The following is a 24,991-nucleotide window of genomic DNA, read 5'->3' on the forward strand; positions in this document are numbered from 1 at the left end:
AAATTGTATCTTGCGCGACCTAAAAGCAATATGATGACTATGGTAAGAAAAGTGTTTGTGGCGGTTATGGGCCTTTTATTTTTTGTTTCTTGTAAAAAAGATGACGACGGAACTACAGAGATCGAAGTTCGTGATCGGGGGGAAGTGCAAGTAGAAAGTTCGGCCAACTTGAGAGCTTATCTTGATACGCACTTTTATAATTATGAGGAATTTGAAACGCCTGCTGCTGACTTTGATTTCAAAATTCGTTTTGATACGATTAGCGGAGCTAATGCTGATAAGACACCACTTTCTAGTCAGGTGATCACACGTCAATATACTTTTGAAGATACTGATTACGAACTATACATTTTAAAAGCTCGTGAGGGAGCAGGAGTGCAGCCTACTTTTGCCGACTCAACTTTTGTGAACTATCAAGGAAGTGTTGTAGGCGGAGATCGTTTTGATGCTTCAGTTACGCCGGTTTGGTTTGATTTAACTCAGGTGGTTTTTGGTTTTGCTAACGGAGTAAGTGAATTGAAAGCCGGTACGCAGTTTACTCAAAACGCTGATGGTACATACAGCTTTGGAGATGATTATGGCATTGGAGCTGTTTTTATTCCAAGCGGACTAGGGTATTTTAATAGTTCTGGGACAGGTTTTTCGGCATATTCAGATCTTGTGTTCACCTTTGATCTTTATCGTGCGGTAGAGGATTCAGATAATGATAATGACGGGGTTCCTAACTGGAAGGAAGACATCAATGGTAATCATTATGTAAACGAATTAGGAGATGATACTGATGGAGATAATGTTCCAGATTATTTAGATACTGATGATGATGGTGACGGAACGTCTACGCGCGATGAACTGGATTTTGATGAAGATGGAAATACCATATACATTGACTCAAATAATGATGGTCTTGATGATTATTTAGATCCAGATATAGGGTAAGAAAACCATAAAAGGAAATAAAAAAGCCCGTTATCATTTTTGATAACGGGCTTTTTATTGGTGCCACCAAAGATTTTAGCACTCTGTGGCTTACCTTATGAACATGATTATAAATTAAGTGATACACTTAAAATAAGTTGATCAGGTCGTGTGTCTATTCTTGATCCTGAAGTGATGATTCCGTTAGAATCTAAAAACTCTGCTTCGTTATCACCAAAACCACGCTCATAGCGTAAGTCAACGCCAAGTTTTCCTAAAGCGATTGCTGCGCCCACATTGAGACCTACTGTAAAATCGTTTTTTACATCTCCCAGGGTGATGCCGTCATACTCGGTATCTAAAATGTATTGAAAAGCAGGACCTGCAAAAACTTGTAGTGGCCCAATAACTTCAAGACCTACTAGAACTGGTAGGTCTAGCTTTTGCATGCTAAAATCATCATCTTCATAGGTAGAATTGAGCTTGGTATAAACAAGTTCTGGTCGCAAGAAGAGTTTTTCTCCTGTACGCCCAAAGACCCCCACGTGATAGCCTATATCGCTACTTGGGTCTTGATAAGCGTTTTCGGCAGAGTCGCTAATGTCTCCTGTGCCTCCGTAGTTAAGACCGGCTTTAATTCCAAAACCAGGATCTGATTGTGCGTGTGCAAACGACACGGCTAAAAATAAAATTCCTAAAAATGCTCTTTTCATATCAGTTAAGTTTAGCTCAAAATTGAGCGGTTAAAGTTAAAAGAGATCTGTAAAGATCGCCTTAAACTAGCTGATAGAAGCAAACATTTTTAGGAATAGAATCTATAAAAGTGCTTACTTCTTAGCTAGCACTCTATTAACGGCTTCTACAATAGATTTAGTATTAAGGCCGTATTTTTCCATAAGTTGAGCAGGAGTTCCACTCTCACCAAAAGTATCATTGGTTGCTACGAATTCTTGGTAAACAGGATCGTTTTTAGCAAGCAAGCCAGAAACGCTTTCGCCAAGACCACCTAAGTAATTGTGCTCTTCACAAGTTACTACACAACGTGTCTTTTTTATAGAATTTAAAATAGCTTCATCATCAAGTGGCTTGATGGTGTGGATGTTAATAACCTCTGCGCTGATTCCTTTTTCCTCAAGTGCTTCGGCAGCTTCTAGAGCGTGCCATACCAGGTGACCGGTCGCTAAAATGGTTACATCAGAACCTTCAACAAGGTGCAATGCCTTACCGATTTCAAATTTTCCGTCAGCTTCAGTAAAGTTAGGAACGCTAGGTCTACCAAAACGTAAGTAAACCGGTCCGTCGTGATCTGCGATCGCAATGGTGGCTGCTTTAGTTTGGTTAAAGTCACAAGGGTTGATCACGGTCATTCCCGGTAACATTTTCATTAAACCTAGATCTTCAAGAATCTGGTGCGTTGCTCCATCTTCACCAAGAGTAAGACCGGCGTGAGAAGCACATATTTTTACATTTTTTCCAGAATACGCAACACTTTGACGAATTTGATCATACACACGACCAGTTGCAAAGTTTGCAAAAGATGTTGCGTAAGGTATTTTTCCGCCTATGGTCATACCGGCAGCCATACCAATCATATTAGCTTCTGCGATACCGGTTTGAAAAAAGCGTTCTGGATGGTTTTTAGCAAAGTCGTTCAGTTTTAAAGAGCCGGTAAGGTCCGCACAAAGCGCCACAACATCTTCATGAGTTTTGCCCAATTCGTCCATACCTGCACCAAAACCAGAACGTGTATCTATATTTCCTGAATTTGTGAATTTTTTCATATTTCTGACCCCATTTTATTCGTTATGAGTAAAATATATTCGGGGTAATTTTTAAGGTTAATAGTTTCTTTTTGATGGGTGTCAATTAGTAATCCCCTAAAGTTTCAGGGTTTTGCGCTAGTGCTTTTTCTAATTGCTCATCATTAGGCGCTTTACCGTGCCACGCGTGACCATTCATCATAAAGTCAACACCGTGTCCCATAATGGTATGTAGTAAAATACAAACTGGTTTTCCTTTACCGGTGCGTGATTTAGCTTCGTTGAGACCAGCGATAATCGCTTCGATATCATTTCCTTTTTCAACATCTAAAACGTCCCAGCCAAAAGCTTCAAATTTAGCACGTACACTACCCATGTTCAACACATCGTCAGTGCTTCCATCAATTTGCTGACCGTTGAGGTCAATAGTAGCAATTAGGTTATCTACCTTGTTACCGGCAGCATATAAAATTGCTTCCCAGTTTTGACCTTCTTGTAATTCACCGTCACCGTGAAGGGAATAAACAAGGCTGTCATCACCATTTAATTTTTTAGTTTGAGCAGCCCCAAGAGCAACACTCATTCCTTGTCCTAGAGAACCTGAAGCGATGCGAATGCCTGGCAGGCCTTCGTGAGTTGTTGGGTGACCCTGTAAACGAGAATCTATTTTTCTAAACGTATTTAATTCTTCAACCGGAAAATAGCCAGAACGAGCCAAAACGCTGTAAAATACAGGAGAAATATGTCCATTAGACAGGAAGAATAGATCTTCGTCCTTTCCGTCCATATCAAAACCTTCTTTACGTTTCATTACTTCTTGATATAAGGCTACAAAAAATTCAGTACAGCCTAAAGATCCTCCCGGATGCCCAGAACTCACTTGGTGTACTTGCCTTACGATGTCTCTTCTTACCTGAGAGACAAAATCTTCTAATTGTTTTGTGTTTGGCATTTTAATTAAGTTAAAATTTGAAGTTCAAAAATACCCATTTTAAACACGTATTACAATCAATAACCCATATATTACTAAGCTTTTAAGGAAATTTAAGAAGATTGATATTTTAAGTGTAAAATTCGCACTTATCTTGTGCTTTTCTGTATCAAGACTATCTATTAAATAGTTTTATCTTTGCCGCTCTAAATTATACTATGCTATTTAATCTTGTCACAAAAGACGCTGCCAGTAAGGCGCGTGCAGGAGCAATCACCACCGATCACGGAACCATTGAAACCCCAATTTTTATGCCTGTGGGCACCGTTGCCACGGTAAAAGGGGTGCATCAGCGGGAGCTAGAACAAGATATAAATCCTGATATAATTTTAGGAAACACCTACCATTTATATTTAAGACCACAAACCGAAATCCTCGAGAAGGCCGGTGGCTTGCATAAGTTTATGAATTGGGACCGAAACATTCTAACCGATAGTGGCGGGTATCAAGTTTATTCACTTTCTGCAAATCGAAAGATCAAAGAAGAAGGTGTGAAGTTTAAATCACACATCGATGGCTCATTTCATATGTTTACACCAGAGCGTGTGATGGAAATTCAGCGTAGTATTGGCGCCGATATTATTATGGCTTTTGATGAGTGTACGCCGTATCCTTGCGATTATAATTACGCAAAACGCTCGATGCATATGACGCATCGATGGTTAGATCGCTGTATCAACCACTTGGCTAAAACTCCGGTGAAATACGGTTATGATCAAGCGTTTTTTCCTATTGTTCAGGGAAGTACGTATAAGGATCTGCGGAAACAATCTGCAGAATATATTGCTAACTCGGGAGCAGTGGGTAACGCCATTGGCGGACTCTCAGTAGGGGAGCCGGCGGAAGAAATGTACGCGATGACCGAAGTAGTGACTGAAATCCTTCCGGAAGATAAACCACGGTATTTGATGGGTGTGGGAACACCTATCAATATTTTAGAGAATATTGCGTTAGGTATAGATATGTTTGACTGCGTAATGCCTACGCGTAACGGGCGCAACGGAACTTTGTTTACACAACACGGTACGATAAATATTAAAAATAAAAAGTGGGAAGCTGATTTTTCTGCGCTTGATCCTGACGGAACGACTTGGGTAGATACCGCGTACTCTAAAGCCTATGTGCGTCATTTATTTAGTGTGAACGAAATTTTAGGGCGTCAGATAGGCACCATTCATAATCTTGGTTTCTATATGTGGCTGGTACGCGAAGCCCGAAAACATATTATTGCCGGAGATTTTTACAGCTGGAAAGAAAAAATGGTAAAACAAATGGATAAAAGACTTTAGATGAAAATCCTTGATTGGTACATACTGAAGCGTTATCTGGGCACTTTTATAGGAATGCTGCTCTTATTTATCCCCATCGGGATCACGGTAAATCTCGCCGAGAAGATAGATAAGATGTTAGCTAACGAGGTGCCTTTTGTTGAGGTAGCGATCTATTATCTCAATTTTACCATCTATTTTGCCAATCTGTTATTTCCGTTGTTTTTATTCCTGTCGGTGATTTGGTTTACTTCAAAACTGGCAAACAATACTGAGGTTATCGCATTTTTGAGTAGTGGTGTTTCGTTTTACAGGTTTTTACGACCTTATCTTATAGGAGCAACGCTGGTTTGTATCGGGGCTTATATTCTGGGTACTTATCTTGCGCCTAATGCCAGTAGAGGGTTTAATGAGTTTACTTATGAATACCTCAAAAATGGTAAGGCAGCACGGGAAACCCGAAATGTTTACCGCCAGATCAATGATCACGATTACATCTACGTGAGTAGGTTTACACCGTCTAGCAAAATGGGGCAGAACTTCACTTTAGAACATTTTGAAGACAATACGCTGCAATATAAAATTCAGGCGCGCAGTATCGTCTACCGTCCTGAAGATACACTCTACCGCCTTAATGGTTATAAAAAGCGAATTGTAGGTAAAGAGGGTGATATTTTAATTTCAAAACCAAAATTAGACACCTTATTTTCTTTTGACCTAGAAGATCTCACTCCGCTAGAATATATCGCGGAAACTTTGACGACGCCGAGACTACGAGAGTTTATAGATAAGGAGCGTGCTCGTGGTTCTTCGGCGATCAACAGGTATGAAGTGGTGCTGTACAAACGCTACAGTTTACCGGTAAGTGCCTATATCTTAACCATTATTGCCGTTGCAGTTTCTTCGATGAAGCGCCGGGGAGGAATGGGAATCAATCTGGCGTTGGGGATTTCACTAGCCTTTATATTTATCTTTTTTGATAAGGTTTTTGGGACCATTTCAGAGCAATCAGATTTTTCGCCTATGGTTGCCGTATGGCTGCCTAATGTGCTTTTTGGTATTTTAGCTGTTTATCTTCTCAACCGTGCAAAACGATAGTCTTAAAAGTTACCTTCATTTTCACGTCATCGTGTTCATTTGGGGGTTTACGGCAGTTCTGGGTGCTTTGATCAGCATTGGTGCTACGGCATTGGTTTGGTATCGTATGCTCATCGCTTCTCTGGTAATTTTTGTCTACATAAAAATTAAAGGGATTTCGCTCAAGGCGAAAGGAAAAACAGTTTTAGAGCTTGCAGGTGTAGGTGTTCTAATAGCCTTGCATTGGTTGACGTTTTTCGGCGCGGTAAAAATCGCTAATGTTTCTATCACTTTGGCGATGATGAGTACTGGTGCTTTCTTTACAAGCATATTAGAGCCTATCTTTTATAAACGGAAACTCATCTGGTATGAACTCGTTTTTGGTTTGCTTGTTATTGGTGGCTTATATCTCATTTTTGAAGTAGAAACACGTTACACCGAAGCTATCATCGTTGCGCTTATTTCGGCATTACTGGCGGCCTTGTTCACGCTATTTAATGGTAAATATGCTAAAAAGCACGATTCGGTGATGATCTCTTTTTATGAGCTGCTCACCGGAGCCTTGTTTATTACTGTTTTTCTGGCGGTAACTAATCGTTTTGACGCTTCCTTTTTTCAGGTGCAGCAAACAGACTGGATCTACCTTATAATTTTGGCTACGGTGTGCACCGCCTATGCATTTATTGCTTCTGTGAAAGTTATGAAGCATCTAACGCCGTATACGATTATGCTCACCACAAATATGGAACCGGTTTATGGAATCATCCTCGCATTTCTCATTTTAGGCGACGCTGAACAAATGAATACCGGATTTTATTTTGGAGCGATTCTTATTTTATTGACGGTAATTTTAAACGGAATTTTAAAAAATGCCAGAAGACGCAAGGCCGCTCGTGCATTAAATACGATAAAAACAAACTAAAAAAATGACCGGTTAAAAACCGATAAGGGTTTGGGAGAAGCTTTTTAAAACCTTTATATTTGTCAGCTAACTAAAAATTTCCCCTAAATGGAATATTTAGAATTTGAACAACCTATTAAGGAGCTAGAAGAACAGCTCCAGAAGTGCTCACTTATTGGTCAGGAAAGTGATGTTGATGTGACCAATACGTGTAAGCAAATAGAGAAAAAACTCATTGATACTAAGAAGGAGATTTACAAAAATCTTACACCTTGGCAACGAGTTCAACTTTCACGTCATCCTAATCGCCCGTATACATTAGATTATATCAAGGCGCTTTGTGGGGATACTTTTTTAGAACTTCACGGCGATCGCAATGTCAAAGATGACAAAGCGATGATAGGTGGCTTAGGTAAAATTGGCGACCAAAGTTTTATGTTGATCGGTCAGCAAAAGGGATTCAATACAAAAACACGTCAATACCGTAATTTTGGTATGGCAAATCCAGAAGGCTACCGTAAGGCTCTGCGACTTATGAAAAGTGCAGAGAAATTTAACCTTCCTGTAGTATGCTTTATCGATACTCCGGGAGCTTACCCGGGTCTTGAAGCTGAAGAGCGCGGTCAAGGAGAAGCGATCGCTCGTAATATTCTTGAAATGACCCGTCTTAAAGTGCCAATCATCGTCGTGATCATTGGGGAAGGAGCTAGTGGTGGAGCTTTAGGAATAGGTGTTGGAGACAAAGTATTGATGCTTGAGAATACGTGGTATTCTGTGATTTCTCCAGAATCTTGTTCTTCGATTTTATGGAGAAGCTGGGAGTTTAAAGAGCAAGCGGCAGATGCCTTAAAGCTTACCGCAAAAGATATGAAGAAGCAAAAGCTTATTGATGAGATCGTAAAAGAACCTCTTGGTGGGGCGCACAGCGATCGCGAAGCGACCTTCACTACAATAAAAGAAGAGATTTTAAAAGCGTTTAAAGAGTTTAAAAACTTATCACCAAAGGATTTGGTTGAAAAACGTATGGATAAATATTCAAATATGGGTGTGTTTAAAGGCTAATACACTTAAACATCACTTGCGACAAAATTCCGGAGTTTTGCACTCCGGATTTTTTTATGCTTGTTAACAAGAATGTTTAGTTATCAACAAGCTATTTGTTAACTTATGGTGGACAATGACAGTATTGAAAAGTTGAACCTGCCAAAGCAAATTTTTTACATTCGCCCTCATGGAAAATCTGAAAACCAAGCCCAATTTTATAAATCCTAAAAAAGATGTGATCTCCTTAGAACGCGGTAAATTACCACCTCAAGCTATTGATTTAGAGCAAGTTGTTTTAGGTGCGATGATGATCGATAAGAAAGGTGTAGATGAGATCATAGATATTTTAAGTCCGGAAGTTTTTTATAAAGATGCGCATCAACATATTTATGATGCCGTACGTGCTTTATTTGAAAACGGTGAGCCTATTGACTTATTAACTGTTTCTCAGCAGTTAAAGCAAATGGGGAAATTAGACCAGGCCGGCGGCGATTACTATTTGATTCAATTAACTCAAAAAGTATCGTCTTCAGCACATATTGAGTACCACGCCCGTATTATTCTTCAGAAATACATTCAGCGTAGTTTGATTAAAATTTCAAATGAAATTATCGAAGAAGCTTACGACGAGACCACAGATGTTTTCGACTTACTCGATAATGCCGAAAGTAAACTTTACGAAGTGACTCAAGGTAACATTAAGCGTAGTTCTGAAACCGCGCAGAGTTTGGTAATTCAGGCAAAAAAGAAGATTGAAGAGATCTCGAACAAAGAAGGGCTTTCAGGGATTCCATCAGGTTTTGATCGTTTAGATAAATTGACTTCAGGATGGCAGGCTAGTGATTTAATTATCGTTGCTGCACGTCCGGGTATGGGTAAAACGGCACTCACGCTTTCTATGGCGCGTAATATTGCAGTAGGGCAAAACATTCCGGTGGCGTTTTTCTCTCTGGAGATGGCTTCGGTACAGTTGATTACCCGTTTGATATCTTCAGAAACCGGTTTGTCTTCAGAAAAATTACGAACCGGTAAACTCGAAAAACACGAGTGGGAACAGCTCAATGTCAAAGTAAAGAGCTTAGAAAAAGCGCCTTTATTCATTGATGATACGCCATCGCTTTCCATCTTTGATTTACGTGCAAAAGCACGGCGTCTGGCATCACAACACGGGATTAAGATGATCATTATTGATTACCTGCAGTTGATGACCGCCGGTGGTAGTCAAAAGGGTGGAAACCGTGAACAGGAAATCTCAATGATCTCGCGTAACCTTAAAGCACTCGCAAAGGAATTGATGGTGCCGGTGATCGCATTATCACAGCTATCGCGTGCGGTTGAAACGCGTGGTGGAAGTAAACGACCGCTGCTTTCTGACCTTCGTGAATCTGGTGCGATCGAGCAGGATGCTGATATTGTATCGTTTATCTATCGTCCTGAGTATTATAAGATTGATGAGTGGGATGACGAAGAGCGCAGCCCAACAGAAGGCCAAGCCGAATTCATCATCGCGAAGCACCGTAATGGTGGATTAGAAAACATTAGGCTGAAGTTCTTAGGGCACCTTGGTAAATTTGACAACCTTGATGATTTTAGTACTCCGTATCAGTTTGAATCTGCAATGAATCAAAATGCTGCAGCTAACGATGACACCTTTACTCCAGACAGTTTCCCAACGCCTGATCAGGCTTTTGGAAGCTCGATGAATGATGGAGGCTTTGATCGAAACGGAGAAGATGAGGTTCCGTTTTAGAATTTAAAGAGAATAATTAGAGAAAGGAAGTCGGTTTTGGCTTCCTTTTTTTATTGGAGCCGCTAAGGGGAAAACAGCCAGGTTGTTTTTGGTATAGTTTATTAAATCAACTTAGCTAAATACTAGGCATAGTCTTTGAATCGTTGTAACTTCAACAGCATAAATCAGTAGACTTTTGTTTTGAGCTTGAATATATATTGTACTTTTCGACGGTTTTTTCTATTTCTTTGCTTGTGTGTTTTTTCGCTTCCTGCGAGCGCTTCCTATGTGTTGATCCCAATGGATGCCGAAAGTCAGAAAGAACATTTAAAAGCATACGGAATCACCTATTGGACACTAGCACAGCAACAAAAAGTTAAATGGTTGCTCAATTACAGAGGTGGAGCTTTTTTACTTCCGGATACTGAAGAGCTTCAAAAAGAATGTAAGATACGTGGAGTTTCGTTTGAAGTTCTAAGCGATGCGAAAACCGAAAGTATTTTATCCGAAATTGAGAGTCCGTCGCAAAATATGGAAGCGATCGTGCTAGAAAAAGCGCCTAAAATAGCGGTCTACACACCAGATAGTTCGGTGCCGTGGGATGATGCGGTTACAATGGTTTTAGAATATGCCGAAATACCTTACGATAAAATATATGACCGCGAAGTGCTGGCAGACGAACTCGTGCTGTATGACTGGCTGCATTTACATCACGAGGATTTTACCGGACAGTATGGAAAATTCTACGGCTCGTACAGAGCGACTTCCTGGTATATCGAAGAAAAGAAACAAGCCGAAGCTCTTGCGACGGAATTGGGTTACGATAAAGTTTCTAAAGCGAAGCTCGCAGTTGCTACTAAAATCAGTGATTATGTGATAGGTGGCGGTTTTATGTTTGCGATGTGTAGCGCGACTGATAGCTTTGATATTGCGCTTTCGGCAACGGGAGTTGATATTTGCGAACCTATGTTTGACGGTGACGCTTCAGAGGCTAATTATCAGTCAAAAATCAATTTTGAACGCACCTTTGCTTTTACAGATTTCACGTTGGTTAAAAATCCGCAGCAGTATGAATTCAGTAGTATTGATACGACGCCGTTTAGAAGAGTTCCTGCAGATACTGATTATTTTAGTCTGAAAAGTTTTTCGGCAAAATGGGATCCTGTACCTACGATGCTCTGCCAGAACCACACCGCTTTGGTGAAAGGTTTTATGGGGCAAACCACTGCTTATAATCCTAAAGAGATCAAAGCGAATGTGCTAGTTATGGGCGAGAACAAAGCCAATGGTGAAGCACGCTACATACACGGCGTGAAAGGCAAAGGCTTTTTTACCTTTTATGGCGGTCACGATCCTGAGGATTATCAGCACCGCGTGGGTGACCCCAAAACAGAATTAAAATTGCATCCTACAAGTCCCGGATACCGTTTGATTCTCAATAATATTTTGTTTCCGGCAGCAAAGAAGAAAAAACAAAAAACGTAAATGAAACGTACTGTTCTGCTTCTGTGTTGTCTGTGTTTGCTAGCCGGGCTCCAAAGAAAGTCGGCACGAATGCCGTGGCGGTCCGGGCATACATTAAGGTGGTCAGACTTCCAGGCGTTACCTGATGAGCACAGCGGGTTTTCTGCCAGTGCTAACACAGGAATTAGTCATCGATATACGATTTCTAAAGCGGGTGTGCTTGATCCTTCAAAATCAATTATCAAAGCTAATTTTTATCCCAAACTTTCGTGGTACAAGCCGGAACTCATAGATGAGTTTACGCTGAAACACGAGCAAACGCATTTTGATATTTCTGAAGTGCACGCGCGAATGTTTCGCAAGGCGGTGGCAGAATTTCGATTTACCCGAAACTCTAAAGCTGAAATTCAGAAAATTTATAAGAAGATCGAAAGTAGCCGTCGGAACATGCAACAGCAGTTTGATGCAGAAACAGAACACTCCGTAAATCGGGAGGCTGAACGGCGCTGGGAGTTCAATGTAGAAGCTTTACTGCGTAAGTACAGGCATTGGGCCGATTGAAACGCTTGATTTTAAGGTTTCTTATGTAATAGGCGTTAATCTTGTGTTAGAAAATTTAAGTTTCCCGAAGTTCTCGGCTAACTTTAAAAGAAAAACTATGATACGAGAAGGAAGTACAGTACAATGGAAATGGGGTAACGGTACCGCAAAAGGCGAAGTAAAAGAATCTTACGCTAAAGAAATTACCAAAACAATTGATGGTAGCGAAATTACCCGAAAAGGAGAACAAGGCAATAAAGCGCTTTTAATCAAGCAGGAAGATGGTTCTACTGTTTTAAAATTAGAAAGCGAAGTAGAGAAAGCATAATAACGAATGGCAGAGTTTATAAAACTTTATGACGAAAACCCCAGCGAACGTGAGATCAAACGTATTGTTGAGGTTTTAAAAAATGACGGGGTGATCATTTATCCCACAGATACGGTATACGGTTTGGGTTGCGACATTACCAGCAATCGAGCATTGGAGCGGGTTGCACAGTTGCGCGGAGTAAAATTGGCGAAAGCTAATTTCTCTTTTATCTGTGAAGATTTGAGTAATCTTTCAGATTATGTGCGGCAGATAGATACGCCAACATTTAAATTATTGAAACGGGCATTGCCGGGACCTTACACCTTTATTCTTCCTGGGAACAATAATTTGCCTACTGTGTTTAAAAAGAAGAAAACTGTTGGGATACGAGTGCCGGATAACAACATCGCTCGTGCTATTGTGAAGCATCTTGGGAATCCCATTATTTCAACTTCGATTTATGATGAAGATGATGTGATTGAGTACACTACAGATCCAGAGCTTATTCTTGAAAAATGGGACAAGCTTGTAGATGTTGTGGTTGATGGCGGTTATGGAGGTAATATTCCTTCTACAGTGATTGACTTGACTAGTGGTGAGGCTGTTTTAATTAGAGAAGGTAAAGGAGATCTTACGATTTAGAATTCACTCATTAATTTGAGAGCACTACACGATTCCAGAGCAATTTCTTGAGACTTTGGGTAGAGCTTTAATTTAGATTAGATGTAGACTTTAAATAGGAAATCTTTGGCTGATGCCAATAAAAAACCCGGTCATTTGACCGGGTTTTAATATTTTAAAACTAAAGCTTTTTAGTTTTTAGGCATTCCCTCTTCAATCATTTTGTAGAATTGGTCTAGTTTAGGAAGAACAACGATACGTGTTCTACGGTTACGAGCACGACCTTCTGCAGTATCATTGCTAGCTAAAGGCACGTAGTAACTTCTACCTGCTGCAACCATACGCTCTGGTGGTACACCAAATTCTTCTTGAAGAATACGCACTACTGAAGTTGCACGCTTCACACTAAGATCCCAGTTATCTTCAATTACTGAAGTACTAATTGGTTTACTGTCTGTGTGACCTTCTACCATAAACTCGATGTCTGGCTTGTTTTTAACTACAGTTGCAACTTTACCAAGAACTTCTTTAGCGCGGTTAGTTACATCCCAACGACCACTGTTAAATAATAATTTGTCTGAGATAGAAACATAAACAACACCTTTCTCAACGTTGATCTCGATGTCTTCGTCGTTAAGGTTACCTATGGCTCCTTTTAAGCTGGTAACAAGAGCAAGCGTTACAGAATCCTTACGGTTCATCGCATCACGGAATGCTTTGATCTGAAGGTCTTTTTCTTTCATTTGCTCAAGAGACTTCTCTAAGTTTTCAGCACCTTTAGCTGAAAGTGTAGTCAAGTTTCCTTGCGTATTGATCAAATTGTTATTTGCACTTCTTAGGTCAGTGATCTGCTCTTTCATCGTTTCACTCTGCGCTAAACAAGCGTTAAGTTTTACGGTTGCTGTGTTAAGCATATCCTGCGTTTCTTTTTGTTTTGCCTCTAATGCAGCATATTTCTTTTGAGATACACAAGAGGAAAGAAGTACCAGCGCTGATGCCGATACCATCATTAATTTTCTCATAATTTCAGTTGTTATCTTTAATTTTTAGTAACGTCAAATGTATTAAAATTCGTGCCTAATTGCCCAACCTTAACAATACTTTAGATTTTGTTAAAATATGTCGGTGTAGTGCATATTTTTCCTTATGAAATACTCCCAGACGATAGATTTGACCTTGGCGTAGGGCTGATTTCCTGAAGTGCGCGCACGCTTGTTAAGCAATTTGGGAATTTGGGCATAAAAATTGAAATGCGCTTTGAGCACTGCTGTAAAATGTTTCGGTTTTCCTTCTGTTAAGAATTTAAAAGCGGCGATTCCGTCGAGGCACATTCTCGCAAATAGAATAGGGTAAACCTTAAAACCTGCTACGTTTTTTAATAAAAGCATCAGGTTATTTCTAAAATTCAAAAAGGTTTTTTTCGGATTCATTTGCTCTAGCGTGGCTCCGCCTAGGTGATACACCACACTTTCTCCTATATATTGAATAGAATACCCCAGATTCTTTATTCTCCAGCACAGATCAATTTCTTCCTGATGTGCAAAGAAATCTTCATCAAGAGCGCCGGCCTGCCAAAAAACTGATTTTCGCACGGCTAAACAAGCGCCAGTCGCCCAGAAAATTTCTAAAGAATCATTGTATTGCCCGGTGTCTTCTTCACAGGTGTCAAATATGCGTCCGCGACAAAAAGGATATCCTAAAGAATCTAGAAATCCTCCGGCAGCACCCGCATATTCAAAGTGTGTTTTCTTTTTTAGATCTAAAAGTTTTGGTTGGGCAGCCCCCAGATTTGAATCTGTTTCAAAAGCTTTGATCATAGTTTCAAGCCAACCGGAAGTTGTTTTAATATCACTATTCATCAGGATCAAAAGCTCTTCGTCCAAGTATTGCAAGGCGTCATTATAGCCTTTGGCATAGCCGCCATTTGAAGCATTCTGAATGATTTTTACTTGCGGAAATTCAGCCTGTACAAAAGCGACAGAAGCATCGGTTGAAGCATTATCGGCTACATAAATGGTCGCTAAATGCGCGCTATGTTTGATGACGCTGGGTAAAAATTCTTCTAGTAGTTTTTTACCGTTCCAATTGAGTATAACGATGGCTGTTTTCATAAGCTGTAAACCGGAATATCTCGTAAGAACACATATTTTTTCGCTTCATAATCCATCTGACAATAGTAATGGTTGAGTCCGTTAGTCACCATTAAATATTCTGCTTTTACCGCGAGATTATACCGCGCAATCTGATCAAAAGTTTCCTGTGTGATTTTAACCTTTGGGGCTTTGCATTCAATGATCAAAAAAATGCTTCCGTCAGGATTAAAAACAACGCCATCATAACGTTTTGAGGTGTTATTGATCTTTAATTCTTTCTCAACATTTATAAGCGATAACGGATATTTATACGCGGCTAAAAGATGTTTTACCACGTGTTGCCGCACCCATTCTTCCGGGGTGAGTACCACAAATTTTTTACGAATAGGGTCAAATATAAGCGGTTTATTTTCGCTACTTTTGAGCCTGAAGGCATATGGAGGAAAATTTAATTCTTGCATCGTTTCAAAGGTAATCAACCTACGGAATTTTTTAAGCCTGCATCAGTTTTAAAACTTCGTCCCAATCGGGATATTCATTTATAAAGAGATTCAATACAACCTTGGTAGAAGAAGTTACACGCATTGTAAAGGATATTAAAAAAGGCAATCTGAGACCCATTTATTTTTTAATGGGAGAAGAACCTTATTATATAGATCAGCTTGCCGATTATATTGCTGATAATGTGTTGACCGAAGAAGAAAAGGGATTTAATCAGATGGTGCTTTACGGGCGCGATGTGTCTCTTGATGATGTGCTATCGCAGGCCAAACGTTTCCCAATGATGGCAGAGCGTCAAGTGGTTATCGTAAAGGAAGCACAGGATATGTCTCGTGAAATTCTGGCGCAACCTGATAAAAGCAAGAACAAACTTGAGGCTTACGCCGAAAATCCGCAGCCAACTACGGTTTTAGTGTTTTGCTATAAGTACAAGAAGCTTGATAAACGCAAGCGGGTTTATAAGGAAATTGCCAAGAGCGGACTCATCTTTGAAAGTAAGAAGCTTTATGAAAATCAAGTGGGCGACTGGATTCGGCGTGTGATGTCTGGCAAAGGCTACACCGTAGAACCCAAAGCGGCGCATATGCTTGTAGAGTTTTTAGGAACCGACTTATCGAAGATCAATAACGAATTAGAAAAACTCCGGCTAATTCTTCCTGAGGGCAGCACGATCACGCCACTTGCGGTAGAAGAAAATATCGGGATCAGTAAAGATTTTAACAACTTTGAGTTGCAGCGCGCCATTGGTGAAAAAGATGTGGTAAAAGCGCATCGTATCATCAATTATTTTAGTCAGAATCCTAAGGATAACCCGATGGTCGTAACCATTGCTTTGCTTTTTAGCTTCTTTCAGAATTTATTGATCTATCACGGTTTGCCCAGTAAAGACAAGAGCACCGTTGCAAAAGCGCTAAAAGTAAATCCTTATTTTGTTGGCCAGTATGTAGATGCAGCGCGTAATTACCCGATGAAAAAAGTGAGCCACATTGTCAATTTATTACGCACGGCAGATGTGAAAAGTAAAGGCGTTGGCGCTTATAACCTTTCGCAGGGAGATTTGCTCAAAGAGCTTTTGGTCCAAATTATGTCTTAATTAAACCTCGTTTACAAAAGCAACACTGTGCGTTGCTACAATTGCGGCAGTTTCGGTGCGTAGGCGGCTTTCTCCAAGCATTACAGGGCTGAATCCGGCTTGAATGGCTTGCTCTATTTCGCTAGGCGAAAAATCTCCTTCAGGACCTATTAAGATTAAAACATCTCTTTTAGGCTGAAGTTTTTGTTTGAGCGAAAATCTGTTAGTTTCTTCACAATGCGCGATAAAGCGATCTCCGTTGAAATGTTTTGCAGCCTCTAAAAAATCACTGAAGAATTGCGCTTCATTCAGTTTAGGAATATGCGCTTTCAATGATTGCTTCATAGCACTTTGAATGATACGCTCATAACGTTCTTCTTTAATGACTTTACGCTCGCTATGATCACAAATAATAGGAGAGATTTCTGAAATTCCTATTTCAGTGGCTTTCTCGAGAAAGAGCTCAAAACGATCATTCAACTTTGTTGGCGCAACAGCCAGATGTAAATGATAGGGTAGTGGCTGTTCTGAGGTTACTTCTAAGATCTTAACCGTACAGTTTGACGGACTAGCTACGATGATTTCGGCTTTAAAGAAGTTTCCAGCCCCGTTGGTGATATCCAGCACGTCACCGGTACGTTTACGCAGTACTTTAATAATATGCTTGCTTTCGTCTTTAGGAAACGTTGCTTCTTTAGCTTCCGCAGCAATTTCGGGATGATAAAAGAGTTGCATACTTAAATTTTTAGACGTGATTGCGCCATTACTTTGGTATCTGTATAACCGGTTTCGGCTAGATTTTCCTCAAGGTATTTGAGGTATCCAACGATCCCGATCATCGCTGCATTGTCTGTGGTGTACTCAAATTTGGGGACAAAAGTTTTCCAGCCATATTTCTGCTCTGCGTCTTTAAGCGCTTTACGGATCCCGCTGTTTGCTGAAACCCCGCCGCCGATGGCCACTTGTTTAATGCCGGTTTGCTTTACCGCTTTCTTGATTTTATCCATCAAAATATTAATGATCGTATGCTGAATGGACGCACAGATATCATTGCGGTTTTTCTCAACAAAATCAGGATCTGCGGCGACCTCTTTCTGATAAAAATAAAGCACCGCTGTTTTGAGTCCGCTAAAACTAAAATCCAGATCGCCTACTTTCGGTTTAGTGAATTTGTATGCCTTAGGATTTCCTAGTTGCGCGTATTTATCGATCAATGGTCCGCCGGGGTAAGGAAGGCCAAGAATTTTGGCACTTTTATCAAAAGCTTCGCCCACCGCATCATCTAAGGTTTGACCAATTACCGTCATATCAAAATAACTGTCCACACGAACAATTTGGGTATGTCCGCCGGAAATCGTCATCGCCAGAAATGGAAACTCTGGTTTATCGTAACCCTCTTCTTCAATAAAATGAGCAAGAATATGCGCCTGCATATGATTTACATCGATCAACGGAATGTCTAATCCCATCGCCAAAGACTTTGCAAAAGAGGTCCCTACGAGTAACGAACCCATAAGTCCGGGACCACTGGTAAAAGCAATCGCATTAAGGTCTTCTTTTTTTACATTTGCCTTGCGCAGCGCCTCGTGCACCACAGGAACAATATTTTGTTGATGGGCGCGTGAAGCTAGCTCAGGAACCACACCGCCATATTGCTCGTGAACAGCCTGGCCCGCCACAACATTTGCAAGGGTTTTGTCGTTGTGAAGCACAGCAGCCGCTGTATCATCACAAGAAGATTCTATAGCAAGGATATAGGTGTTATTTTTTGACATTAGGTCGCAAGGTATAGGGAATGTTAATGTACTTTTACTCGAAAATTCGGTAGTAGCTATTTATAGGTTTCCTTTAAATAGTAAGGGTTGAGCAATTCGTCTAAAACAGAAGTTTTGCCGTTCCTAAGTACGTATGCTGTGTTTCAATAAAATTAAGGCTTTAGTTTTGTGTTTTTAAATCTAAAGCGGGACAAAGTTAAAACTTAAAAACGTATCAGAAAATTCAGAAAAATAATTACGCGAACCCTATTTATTTTAATAGGTGTCTTTGCATTGCTTTTAATTATTTTTTCGATTCCGGCGGTACAGACTTCGGTCGCTAAAAAGGTCACTAAGGCGCTTAATGATACCTACGGCACCGCAATTTCTATAAATAAAATTCAGCTAAAATATAATGGTAATGCGCTCATAAAAGAGGTATATATCGCAGACCATCATCAAGATACGCTTATTTATGCTCAAACTGTAGAAACAAGTTTGCTGAGCATTCGATCACTGATTGAGAATGAGATGCCACTGGGCGATATCTATCTTGGAGCGGCAAAACTTTATGTGAAAAAATACCAAGGGGAAGAAAACGATAACCTCTATGTATTTTCTCAAAAATTCAACACCGGGAAAACGGGCGGAACTCCTTTTAAACTTTCGGCTTCAGAAGTTGAAATTGAGGATATGCACTTCAAGTTTATTGATGAAGATCTGGACACTCCGGAAGTTATAAATTACCACAACCTGTATATACGTGCCGAAGATTTTGACCTTGATGATGTGACCATCACGACCCAGATTAAAGATCTGCGTTTTGATGCCGACCGCGACTACCACTTAAGAGGACTAGAAGCTGATTTTAAATACAATCCTGATGAGATCATTCTTAAGGAAATGGTGTTGTCAACTGAACACTCTGTGATACGCGGTGATGTGTATTTAGACACGCGTAATGACGCTTTTCAAGATTTTAATAATCTGGTCAAGATTGATATTGACTTTGATGAGAGTAAAATCTCCACTACTGATCTGCAAGCTTTTTATGCTGAATTTGGTGCGGGAGAAGACATTTTACTTTCCGGAAAATTACAAGGAACACTTAATGATTTTACCGTAACAGATTTTGATCTTACTGGTTTAAGCAACAGTCGCATTCTTGGGAATGTGAGGTTTGAGCAGCTTTTAGGAGACAACAGTACCTTTAGAATCAATGGGGATTACAGACAGCTGAAAACGACCTACCTTGATTTGACCTCTTTATTACCTAATATTTTAGGGAACAATCTTCCGCCGGAATTGGTGCGTTTGGGAACCGTTGATCTTACCGGGACTTTAAATGTTTCTGAAAATACGGTATATGTTAAAAGTAATATTCAGACAGACCTTGGTTTTCTTGAAACCGATATTGATCTGAGGAATACTCAAAATATTCAGAATGCTTCGTATGTAGGAATGTTGCGCGGAGAACAGTTTAATATGGGGCGTTTGCTCAAAGTGCCAGAACTCAAAAATATCACCTTTAATGTACGGGTAAATGGTTCTGGTGTTGAAGCCGAAACGTTAGATACTCGTGTGGAGGGTGTGATCAGTTCGGCGACGTACAATAACTATACGTATCGCGGAATTACCGTAGCCGGAAATCTGCAAAACCCCAATTTTGATGGTCGTCTGACCGTTCGGGACCCTAACGCCAACTTTACATTTGATGGTCTTATTGATGTTTCAGAAGAAATTCACACGTACGATTTTACTGCAGATATCGCACGCATAGACTTAGGGAAGCTTAATTTCCTAAGAGATTCCTCGGCTGTATTAAAAGGAAAGGTTGTGATGGATATGCGCGGGACGAACATAGATGATACTGGTGGGGTTATTGCGTTTAGTGAAGCGAGCTTCGAGAATGCTAATGACCTTTACGAGTTTCAAGATTTTGTGATCACTTCAGGTTTTAGACGCGGCATACGTACGATCACGATGAACTCCCCTGATATTATTTCGGGGCAGGTTTCCGGAGTGTTCAAAATTGGGGATGTAAAGGCCTTATTTCAGAATGCAATAGGAAGTCTATACACCAACTATGAGCCGCAAACGGTTACTGAAAATCAGTTTATGGATTTCAATATTCAGATTTACAGTAAGATCGTAGAGGTTTTGGTGCCTGATGTTGAGCTCGAGCCTGATACTTTCGTCCGCGGAAGCGTAGTTGCTGACGATTCTGATTTTAAATTGACGTTTAGATCGCCGCGCATCAAAGCTTTTGGCGTTATGGCCGAAGCGATCAATGTACGTGTAGATAATAAGAATCCGCTGTTTAATGCCTATGTCGAAGCGGATAGCATTGGTAGCGGCGTGTATGGAGTAAGCGATTTCAACTTGATCAATGTAACTCTGAAGGACACCTTGTTTATTCGGTCTGAATTTAAAGGCGGTCCTGACAAGCAGGATAATTTTGATCTTAGTTTTTATCACACCATTAATGAAGAGAATAATTCGGTTGTAGGTTTTAAGCGCAGCAGCCTTCGGTTTAAAAACAATGAATGGTTTTTAAATGAGCAGGACAATAAAAACAATAAGATCGTTTTTGATAATAACTTTTTAGATTGGGATTTAAAGGAATTGACGTTGTCTCACGACAAGGAACGAATTTCCTTAAAAGGTCAGGTTAAAGACAGTACGTATAAAGACATACAGACTAATTTTGAAAATGTGAGACTTTCGCATATCACTCCATATATAGATAGTTTGGATATGCGCGGACTCGTAAATGGAAATCTTGATGTTCTTCAGAAAGAAGGAGTTTATTTACCTAACAGTAGTGTGAATATCGCCAATTTCACCATTAATGATATCTTGATGGGAGATCTAGATCTGTCTATTGAAGGCAATGAAAGTTTAACCAATTATCAAGTCAATACGCGCCTGAATAATGATGATGTTGAAGTGTTGTCTGCTCTGGGAACCATTGATGTAGGTCAAGAAAACCCGTCTATAGATCTGGATGTGCAATTGCGCAAGTTGAATATGAAAGCGTTTAGCCCATTGGGTGGAGAAGTGATTTCAAAAATAAGAGGTTTAGCAAGTGGTAGGGCGACCGTCACGGGTGATTATCGCAATCCTGATGTGGATGGCGAACTGTTACTACGAGAAGCAGGTCTGGCGATACCTTATTTGAATACCGATTACGACTTTAGAGGTACAGCGAGAATTACGCTAGATGATCAAGAATTTAGATTTGGTTCAGTAGCGTTGGTTGACACTAAATACAAAACCACAGGTACGCTCACCGGAAGCATCAGTCATCAGTATTTTAGAGACTGGGAGATGGATCTTGATGTGAATACAGATCGCCTTGTAGTTTTAGATACCGAGCCAGATGATTTTGCATTGTATTACGGTACTGCGTTTATAAGTGGCGAAGCCAGTCTTACCGGTCCTACCGATGAATTGGTGATTGATGTGACCGCCACCACTCAGGAAGGTACTGTGTTTAAGATTCCGCTGAGTGATACTGAATCTTTTGGTGACAACAGTAATATTTACTTTTTAAGCCCGGAAGAAAAACAAGCCCGACTAGATGGGGAAGAAGTGGTAATCGAAGAGATCAAAGGTTTAGAGCTGAATTTTGATCTGGAGGTGACACGCGATGCTGAAGTTGAGATCGTTGTAGATGAGGTAAACGGAAGTACGTTAAAGGGAAGAGGAGCGGGATACTTGCTGATTCAGATCAATACCAATGGGAAGTTCAATATGTTTGGTGACTTTACACCCTATTCAGGAACCTATAATTTCAGGTACAGTGGGGTGGTGCAGAAGCAATTTAATATCCTTCCGGAAGGAAAGATTAGTTGGGATGGAAATCCTACCGAAGCCTTGCTAGATATTAGCGCGGTATACAACACCCAGGCCAACCCGTCTATCTTATTAGAGAATCCTTCCATAAACCGAAAAATCCCGGTAAATGTGATCATCAATCTTGATGGCGAATTGATTCAGCCTGAGATCACTTTTGATTTTGAATTCCCTAACACGAGTTCGATCGTAACCTCAGAATTAGCATACAGGTTAGACAACAGAGCTACGCGAGAGCTTCAGGCGTTTTCCTTAGTTACGCAAGGTTCGTTCTTCAGTCAAAGCGGAATCGATGCCCAGTCAGCAGCCTACGGAAACTTGATCGAGACGGCTTCGGGTATTTTTAATGACCTGCTTTCAGACGAAGACGGGAAGTTTAATGTAGGCTTAGATTATGTGCAGGCAGACAACCGGCCTGACTTGCAAACTTCAGGACGTTTTGGATTTACCCTTTCGACGCAGATTTCTAAGAAAGTATTGATCAATGGTAAAGTAGGTGTGCCGGTAGGTGGGATCAGTGAGCAGGCTGTAGTGGGTGATGTCGAGGTAAATTTCTTATTAAATGAAGATGGAAGCTTGCGTGCAACAATCTTCAACCGTCAAACTGATATTCAATTTGTAGCCCGAAACAACGAAGGCTATACCCAAGGAGCCGGATTATCTTATTCGGTGGACTTCAATACATTTAAAGAATTAATTCAGAAAATCTTCAAAGGAAAAGCCCGGGAAGTTGAAGAAGAAATTAAGGTGATTCAACCGGATTCTGAAATCCCGTACAACGGTTTTGACCAATAAGGCGATAAGCAATTCTTTTTGTGAATATGATATTTTGAGGTTGTGTAAATTTTTAATCTAATAAAAACACCCTATTTAGATTATAAATCCGCCAATTTTATCCCTTTTTAAAAAATAGTTGTTAACGATAACGATTGAAATTGCGAATGCCGTGAAATTCATTAAGAATGGCTTAGGAAAATGCAATTCAATTGCTATTTTTACTTCTCATTCAACAGTAAATGGCACAAAAAATTAGAAAAATCGGAGTTTTAACTTCTGGTGGGGATTCCCCTGGAATGAATGCAGCGGTGCGTGCAGTTGTACGTACGTGTGCATATCATAAAATTGATTGCGTAGGTATTTACCGTGGGTATGAGGGATTGATTGATGGAGATTTTGAACCTATGGATGCGCGTAGCGTACGTGATATCATAAATAGAGGAGGTACAATGCTTAAATCGGCGCGTTCAGACCGATTTAGAACCCCTGAAGGAAGAAAAATTGCATACGACAATTTAGTAGAAAATAAAATTGATGGCCTCGTTCTTATAGGAGGTGATGGTACGTTCACAGGCGGACTTATCTTTAATAGAGAGTATAATTTCCCGGTAATGGGAATCCCTGGAACGATAGATAACGACATCAGTGGTACAGATAAAACTTTAGGTTACGATACCGCGCTTAATACAGCTGTAGAAGCGATAGATAAAATTAGAGATACGGCTAGTTCACACAACCGTTTATTCTTTGTGGAAGTAATGGGGCGCGACGTAGGTCATATCGCCTTAAACGCAGGAGTAGGAGCAGGAGCAGAAGAAATTTTGATTCCTGAAGAAAATCTTGGTTTAGATCGTCTTTTAGAGTCGTTATTGCGCAGTAAGGCCAGCGGAAAAACTTCTAGTATCGTTGTGGTTGCAGAAGGAGATAAAACAGGTAAAAATGTTTTTGAACTAAAAGACTACGTAGATGAGAACCTTGATGGTTATGATGTGCGTGTGGCAGTTTTAGGGCATATGCAGCGTGGAGGATCTCCTAGTTGTTATGATCGTGTTCTGGCAAGTAGAATGGGTGTTAAAGCTGTAGAATCACTCCTAGAAGGCGAAAGCAATTATATGGTAGGTATTCAGCATGAAAAAATGGAACTCTACCCTATTGAAAAAGCGATTAAAGGAAAATCACATATAAATAAAGAACTCGTTCGTGTGTCTGAAATAATGACCACATAATTAGTAATACAAATCAAATAGTAAATAAAATGGGAAATTTAAAATTAGGTATCAATGGTTTTGGCCGTATAGGTCGTATCGTTTTTAGAGCAACCGTAAAACGTGATAACGTAGACGTTGTAGCGATCAATGACTTATTAGATGTTGAGCACTTAGCATACCTTTTAAAATACGACTCAGTACACGGAAACTTTGATGGTACTGTTGAGGTAAAAGACGGTAACCTTGTGGTAGATGGTAAAACAGTACGTATCACTGCAGAGCGTGACCCTAAAAACCTTAAGTGGGATGAAGTAGGAGCAGATGTTGTTGCAGAATGTACCGGTATCTTTACTTCTATGGAGACTGCTGATTATCACATTCAGGCAGGTGCTAAGAAAGTTGTTATTTCTGCACCTTCTAAAGATGTACCTATGTTTGTAATGGGTGTAAACCATAAAGATGTAACTGCTGATAACAAAATCGTTTCTAACGCATCTTGTACTACAAACTGTCTTGCTCCATTAGCAAAAGTTCTTAACGATGCTTATGGTATCGAAGAAGCTTTAATGACTACAGTACACGCTACTACCGCAACGCAAATGACTGTTGATGGTCCTTCTAAGAAAGACTGGAGAGGTGGTCGTTCTGCTTTAGCAAACATCATCCCTGCTAGTACTGGTGCTGCTGTAGCTGTAACCAAAGTTATTCCTGAATTGAAAGGAAAATTAACCGGTATGGCTTTCCGTGTTCCTACTCCAGATGTATCTGTTGTAGATTTAACTGTAAAACTTTCTAAAGACACAAGCTACGAAGACATCAAGAAGACCTTTAAAGCGGCTTCTGAAGGTGAGATGGCTGGTGTATTAGGTTATACTGAAGAAGCAGTAGTTTCTCAAGACTTTGTAAGTGACCCACGTACTAGTATTTTTGATGCAGGTGCTGGTATTGAATTGAATTCTAAATTCTTCAAGATCGTTTCTTGGTATGATAACGAGTTTGGATATTCAAACAAGTTAGTTGACTTAGCGGAATACGTTAATTCACTTTAATCGTATTAACTGAATATATGCCCTTTAAACCATTATGGTTTAAAGGGTTTTTTTAAACT

General features: G+C 40.2%; 22 protein-coding genes. 14 read left to right on the forward strand and 8 right to left on the reverse strand.

Translation table 11 applies throughout. The features are described 5' to 3' along the window. Positions 1–39: 39 nt before the first annotated feature. On the forward strand, positions 40–936 hold the full coding sequence (locus tag BUA96_RS15185) for an FKBP-type peptidyl-prolyl cis-trans isomerase (protein WP_233430662.1): 897 nt from the start codon (positions 40–42) through the stop codon (positions 934–936). A gap of 107 nt (positions 937–1,043) precedes the next feature. Here the strand turns inward: BUA96_RS15185 and BUA96_RS15190 are convergent, their stop codons facing one another. The 3 genes from BUA96_RS15190 to BUA96_RS15200 all read right to left on the reverse strand — a co-directional run bounded on the left by BUA96_RS15190 (position 1,044) and on the right by BUA96_RS15200 (position 3,627). After that, positions 1,044–1,628, reverse strand: a complete 585-nt coding sequence (locus BUA96_RS15190) for an outer membrane beta-barrel protein (protein WP_072984526.1) — start codon at positions 1,626–1,628, stop codon at positions 1,044–1,046. Between the two features lie 114 nt (positions 1,629–1,742). Next, positions 1,743–2,696, reverse strand: a complete 954-nt coding sequence (locus tag BUA96_RS15195; RefSeq protein ID WP_072984528.1) for a transketolase family protein — start codon at positions 2,694–2,696, stop codon at positions 1,743–1,745. Between the two features lie 85 nt (positions 2,697–2,781). Next, positions 2,782–3,627 (reverse strand): transketolase, encoded by an 846-nt coding sequence (locus BUA96_RS15200; protein ID WP_072984530.1) that lies wholly within the window; start codon positions 3,625–3,627, stop codon positions 2,782–2,784. Positions 3,628–3,824: 197 nt separating this feature from the next. Here BUA96_RS15200 and tgt point away from each other — a divergent pair, with 197 nt between their 5' ends. The 9 genes from tgt to BUA96_RS15245 all read left to right on the forward strand — a co-directional run bounded on the left by tgt (position 3,825) and on the right by BUA96_RS15245 (position 12,641). Further along, complete coding sequence (gene tgt / locus BUA96_RS15205; RefSeq protein ID WP_072984532.1) at positions 3,825–4,955, forward strand: tRNA guanosine(34) transglycosylase Tgt; 1,131 nt, start codon at positions 3,825–3,827, stop codon at positions 4,953–4,955. Beyond that, on the forward strand, positions 4,956–6,032 hold the full coding sequence (locus BUA96_RS15210; protein ID WP_072984534.1) for an LptF/LptG family permease: 1,077 nt from the start codon (positions 4,956–4,958) through the stop codon (positions 6,030–6,032). Continuing rightward, positions 6,019–6,933, forward strand: coding sequence for a DMT family transporter (locus BUA96_RS15215; protein ID WP_072984536.1), 915 nt, complete (start codon positions 6,019–6,021; stop codon positions 6,931–6,933). The genes BUA96_RS15210 and BUA96_RS15215 overlap by 14 nt, the downstream gene beginning before the upstream one ends. A gap of 87 nt (positions 6,934–7,020) precedes the next feature. Continuing rightward, entirely contained in the window at positions 7,021–7,974 is a 954-nt protein-coding gene (locus tag BUA96_RS15220) for an acetyl-CoA carboxylase carboxyltransferase subunit alpha (protein WP_072984538.1), read from the forward strand. Positions 7,975–8,143: 169 nt separating this feature from the next. Continuing rightward, positions 8,144–9,706: a replicative DNA helicase gene (dnaB, locus tag BUA96_RS15225; protein ID WP_072984540.1), complete on the forward strand. Its 1,563-nt coding sequence runs from the start codon at positions 8,144–8,146 to the stop codon at positions 9,704–9,706. Between the two features lie 279 nt (positions 9,707–9,985). Further along, a complete protein-coding gene (locus BUA96_RS15230) occupies positions 9,986–11,170 on the forward strand; it encodes an asparagine synthetase B (protein WP_072984542.1) in 1,185 nt (394 codons plus the stop codon). Further along, a complete protein-coding gene (locus BUA96_RS15235) occupies positions 11,171–11,710 on the forward strand; it encodes a DUF922 domain-containing protein (protein WP_072984544.1) in 540 nt (179 codons plus the stop codon). A gap of 97 nt (positions 11,711–11,807) precedes the next feature. Next, positions 11,808–12,017: a hypervirulence associated TUDOR domain-containing protein gene (locus tag BUA96_RS15240; protein WP_072984545.1), complete on the forward strand. Its 210-nt coding sequence runs from the start codon at positions 11,808–11,810 to the stop codon at positions 12,015–12,017. A 6-nt stretch (positions 12,018–12,023) separates the two neighbouring features. Then, positions 12,024–12,641: an L-threonylcarbamoyladenylate synthase gene (locus BUA96_RS15245; RefSeq protein ID WP_072984547.1), complete on the forward strand. Its 618-nt coding sequence runs from the start codon at positions 12,024–12,026 to the stop codon at positions 12,639–12,641. Positions 12,642–12,811: 170 nt separating this feature from the next. Here the strand turns inward: BUA96_RS15245 and BUA96_RS15250 are convergent, their stop codons facing one another. The 3 genes from BUA96_RS15250 to BUA96_RS15260 all read right to left on the reverse strand — a co-directional run bounded on the left by BUA96_RS15250 (position 12,812) and on the right by BUA96_RS15260 (position 15,174). After that, entirely contained in the window at positions 12,812–13,642 is an 831-nt protein-coding gene (locus BUA96_RS15250; protein WP_072984549.1) for an OmpA/MotB family protein, read from the reverse strand. Between the two features lie 90 nt (positions 13,643–13,732). Next, complete coding sequence (locus BUA96_RS15255; protein WP_072984551.1) at positions 13,733–14,731, reverse strand: glycosyltransferase family 2 protein; 999 nt, start codon at positions 14,729–14,731, stop codon at positions 13,733–13,735. Next, positions 14,728–15,174, reverse strand: coding sequence for a type I restriction enzyme HsdR N-terminal domain-containing protein (locus BUA96_RS15260; RefSeq protein ID WP_072984904.1), 447 nt, complete (start codon positions 15,172–15,174; stop codon positions 14,728–14,730). Before BUA96_RS15260 ends, BUA96_RS15255 begins: the two co-directional genes overlap by 4 nt. Before the next feature lie 101 nt (positions 15,175–15,275). Between BUA96_RS15260 and holA the strand changes: the two genes are divergently transcribed. Then, the gene (gene holA / locus BUA96_RS15265; protein ID WP_072984553.1) at positions 15,276–16,307 is read left to right on the forward strand and encodes a DNA polymerase III subunit delta; all 1,032 of its coding nucleotides are present in this window, start codon (positions 15,276–15,278) and stop codon (positions 16,305–16,307) included. Here holA and BUA96_RS15270 read toward each other — a convergent pair whose 3' ends face one another. Further along, positions 16,308–17,021 (reverse strand): 16S rRNA (uracil(1498)-N(3))-methyltransferase, encoded by a 714-nt coding sequence (locus tag BUA96_RS15270; protein WP_072984555.1) that lies wholly within the window; start codon positions 17,019–17,021, stop codon positions 16,308–16,310. 2 nt (positions 17,022–17,023) lie between these two features. Beyond that, positions 17,024–18,061, reverse strand: a complete 1,038-nt coding sequence (tsaD, locus tag BUA96_RS15275) for a tRNA (adenosine(37)-N6)-threonylcarbamoyltransferase complex transferase subunit TsaD (protein ID WP_072984557.1) — start codon at positions 18,059–18,061, stop codon at positions 17,024–17,026. 273 nt (positions 18,062–18,334) lie between these two features. On the opposite strand from tsaD, the gene BUA96_RS15280 reads away from it, so the two are divergent. The 3 genes from BUA96_RS15280 to gap all read left to right on the forward strand — a co-directional run bounded on the left by BUA96_RS15280 (position 18,335) and on the right by gap (position 24,932). Continuing rightward, positions 18,335–22,693: a translocation/assembly module TamB domain-containing protein gene (locus BUA96_RS15280; RefSeq protein ID WP_072984559.1), complete on the forward strand. Its 4,359-nt coding sequence runs from the start codon at positions 18,335–18,337 to the stop codon at positions 22,691–22,693. A gap of 221 nt (positions 22,694–22,914) precedes the next feature. Continuing rightward, positions 22,915–23,901 carry a 6-phosphofructokinase gene (gene pfkA, locus BUA96_RS15285; protein ID WP_072984561.1) on the forward strand — a complete coding sequence of 329 codons (987 nt, stop codon included), beginning with the start codon at positions 22,915–22,917 and terminating at the stop codon, positions 23,899–23,901. A gap of 29 nt (positions 23,902–23,930) precedes the next feature. Beyond that, positions 23,931–24,932, forward strand: a complete 1,002-nt coding sequence (gene gap, locus BUA96_RS15290; RefSeq protein ID WP_072984563.1) for a type I glyceraldehyde-3-phosphate dehydrogenase — start codon at positions 23,931–23,933, stop codon at positions 24,930–24,932. Positions 24,933–24,991 lie beyond the last annotated feature (59 nt).

The sequence above is a fragment of the Leeuwenhoekiella palythoae genome (assembly GCF_900130045.1).
Classification (GTDB): domain Bacteria; phylum Bacteroidota; class Bacteroidia; order Flavobacteriales; family Flavobacteriaceae; genus Leeuwenhoekiella; species Leeuwenhoekiella palythoae.